Source organism: Bradyrhizobium sp. 87 (genome assembly GCF_023073015.1).
Lineage (GTDB): Bacteria > Pseudomonadota > Alphaproteobacteria > Rhizobiales > Xanthobacteraceae > Bradyrhizobium > Bradyrhizobium canariense_D.
This window is the reverse complement of sequence record NZ_JADPIQ010000108.1, coordinates 1-2,265: the sequence shown is the minus strand read 5'-3', so window position 1 is coordinate 2,265 and position 2,265 is coordinate 1. Positions and strand designations below refer to the sequence as shown.

At 65.3% G+C, this 2,265-nt stretch carries 2 protein-coding genes; both read left to right on the top strand.

Annotated features, from left to right (window positions below; genetic code table 11):
- Nucleotides 1-121: 121 nt before the first annotated feature.
- On the top strand, nucleotides 122-997 hold the full coding sequence (locus IVB50_RS28615; protein ID WP_247298564.1) for a tyrosine-type recombinase/integrase: 876 nt from the start codon (nucleotides 122-124) through the stop codon (nucleotides 995-997).
- A 12-nt stretch (nucleotides 998-1,009) separates the two neighbouring features.
- Entirely contained in the window at nucleotides 1,010-2,209 is a 1,200-nt protein-coding gene (locus tag IVB50_RS28610; protein WP_085357181.1) for an IS91 family transposase, read from the top strand.
- Nucleotides 2,210-2,265 lie beyond the last annotated feature (56 nt).

Genomic DNA, 2,265 nt, shown 5'->3' with positions numbered 1-2,265 from the left:
GGACTAAACCGCTCGCGCGGTAGGCACGACGGCCGGCAGCGCGGCTGAGAGGATAGCGCAACGAGGCGTCCTGTCTTGAGATGAGGGGTTCGCAACCTTCACCCAAGACAGGAGCATCCCCATGACCGACGAGGCCACGAGCCCGTTGCGGCCGCGCATGATCGAAGACATGACGATCCGCAAGTTCGCGCCGAAGACCCAACATGACTATGTGCAGAGGGTCAAGAACTTCGCGGTATTCCTCGGGCGATCGCCGGAAACGGCGAGTTTTGAGGACGTGCGGCGCTACCAGCTGCATCTGGCATCGAGCGGCGTTGGCGTGCCGACTATCAACCAGACCGTCTCGACGCTGCGGTTCTTCTTCAAGGTCACGCTCAAGCGCAACGAGATCGTCGAGCACACCCACGTCATTCACGAGCCGCGCAAGCTGCCGGTGGTGCTGAGCCCGGAAGAAGTGGCGCGCCTGCTCGATGCGGCACCGGGGCTCAAGTACAAGGCGGCGCTCAGCGTAGCCTATGGCGCCGGCCTGCGGGCCAACGAGGTCGTCTCGCTCAAGATCTCCGACATCGACAGCAAGCGGATGATCATCCGGGTCGAACAGGGCAAGGGCGGCAAGGACCGTAACGTCATGCTCTCCCCACACCTGCTCGATCTGCTGCGCGCCTGGTGGAAGGCGGCACGGCCACAGGGCTGGCTCTTCCCTGGCCGCGATCCGGCCCAGCCGATGACCACGCGCCAGCTCAACCGCGCCTGCCACGCCGCTGCCCAGATGGCGGAGATCAACAAGCGGGTCTCGCTGCACACCTTGCGGCACAGCTTCGCCACTCATCTCTTGGAGCAGAACATCGACGTGCGCGTGATCCAGGTTCTGCTCGGTCACGCCAAGCTCGATACGACCGCGCTCTATACCCGCGTCGCCACCAAGACGATCAGCGAGGTGATGAGCCCGTTGGAGCACATCGCGATCAAGCTGAAGGAGGCCCGGCCGCCCGGCTGACGCGAGGCCGGCGTGTCTCGTCCGGCTCTGGAGGTTGCGGATATCTTCCGCGACCGTGGCCCGGCATGGCGGCAGGCCCATGCCGGCCGTGTCAGCCTCGACCAGTTGAAGGTGATGTCGGCGATCGAGAGCTGCCGCACGGCGGCGCTCGGCGGCCATGTCGCGCGCTGCGAGGACTGCGCCTACACGTCCATCGCCTACAACTCCTGCCGCAACCGGCACTGCCCGAAGTGCCAGGGCGCCGCGGCGAAGCAGTGGCTCGCCGATCGCCAAGCCGAGCTGCTGCCGGTGCCATATTATCACGTCGTGTTCACGCTGCCGGCCCGGATCGCCGACATCGCCTACCAGAACAGGGCCATCATCTACGATCTCCTGTTCAAGCTCTCGGCCGAGACGATGCTGACGATCGCCGCAGATCCGAAGCATCTCGGCGCCAGGATCGGTATCACGTCCGTGCTGCACACCTGGGGCTCGGCCATGACCCACCACCCGCATGTGCACATGATCGTGCCGGGCGGCGGCATCTCGCCCGACGGACAGCGCTGGGTGTCCTGCCGGCCGGGGTTCTTCCTGCCGGTGCGCGTGCTCTCACGCCTGTTTCGGCGGCTGTTCCTAGGTCGCCTCGCCGCCCTCCACCAGGCCGGGCGCCTGAGCTTCTTCGGCAACGACGCTCATCTCGCTGCAGCGCAGTCATTCGCCGCATTGCTTGCAGCGTCGCGCAAGACGGAATGGGTCGTCTATGCCAAGCGTCCGTTCGGCGGACCACAAGCCGTGCTGGCCTATCTGTCGCGCTATACTCACCGCGTCGCCATCGCCAACAGCCGCCTGATCGCCCTCGACCAGCACGATGTCACCTTCAGATGGAAGGATTATCGGGTCGAAGGCCGCGACCGGCAAAAGCGGATGACGCTCGCCACAGACGAGTTCATCCGCCGCTTCCTCATCCACGTGCTGCCAAAAGGCCTTCACCGCATCCGCCATTACGGCCTGCTCGCACGGGGCGTCTGCGCCGACAATGTCGCACGCGCGCGCGAACTGCTCGCCGTCAGCGATCGTGAGGATGAACCGACCGAGACCATCGTCGACAGCGGCAAGCCACCGTGTCCATGCTGCGGCGGCCGCATGATCGTCATCGAGGTTTTTGAGCGAGGTGCAATGCCGCACCGCCAATCGACCGCGCCAATCAGCGCCATCAGGATCGACACCTCATGACCGCGCATCGGCCATTCCGCAAAGCTGTTCGTCATGCCCGCCGCTCATCGACCGGC

Excerpts from the sequence above, each read along its gene's own strand:
- IVB50_RS28615 (WP_247298564.1), top strand. The coding sequence starts at position 122 with ATGACCGACGAGGCCACGAGCCCGTTGCGGCCGCGCATGATCGAAGAC.